Here is an 853-nt window from a genome sequence, read left to right on the forward strand (position 1 = left end):
TAGGTGGTGTGGACTCTAAGGATTCCCTTTTGAGAGCAAATCAGATTCAAGGCTTCTTTTTGGGAGGCGGCCTTGGGTGTGATGGAGCGTTTGGTGTTGAGCGACGCGGCCTGGGAGCGCATGGCGCCGCTGATCATAGGCCGGCCCGATCAGAAGGGCTCGACCGGGCGGGACAACCGGATGTTCGTGGAAGGTGTGCTTTGGATCGTGCGTACGGGCTCTCCTTGGCGTGATCTTCCGGAGGCTTTTGGAGATTGGAACAGCGTGTTCCGGCGGTTCAGTCGATGGAGCCGCAAGGGTGTCTGGTGCCGCATCTTCGAGGCGATGTCCGAGGATCCGGACTTCGAATATCTGATCGTCGATTCCACCATTGTCCGGGCGCATCAGCACGCCGCCGGGGCGAAAAAAGGGGGTCTGAAGATCAAGCGATCGGGCGCTCGCGCGGCGGCCTGAGCACGAAGATACATATGGCCGTACGCGGCTTGGGATGCCCCGTGCGGTTCACGCTCACCGCGGGCCAGAAGGGCGATGCACCACAAGCCGCTGCATTAATCGAGGGGCTGCCCGCCGAGGTCGTCATCGCCGATACGGCTTATGACGCCGATCGTTTGCGCCAAGACATCGCCGCCAAAAAGGCGCTCGCCGTCATCCCCAACAACCCCTCGCGAGCCCTCAAATATCCGCTCGACAAACATCTCTATGCCCAGCGCCATCTCGTGGAATGCTGCTTCAGCAAGCTCAAGCAGTTCCGACGCGTCGCAACCCGCTTCGAAAAGACCGCCCGGAATTACCGGGCCGTCGTCACTCTCGCTGCCATCGTCCTATGGCTGCGATAAGTGTCCACACCACCTAG

Annotated in this window: 1 pseudogene; it reads left to right on the forward strand. The window is 60.6% G+C overall.

Features of this window, described 5'->3' with window-relative positions:
• Positions 1–120 precede the first annotated feature (120 nt).
• Positions 121–836: pseudogene (locus ACZBJS_RS42630) on the forward strand (IS5 family transposase).
• Positions 837–853 lie beyond the last annotated feature (17 nt).

It is taken from the genome of Bradyrhizobium sp. KZN70725 (assembly GCF_055264925.1).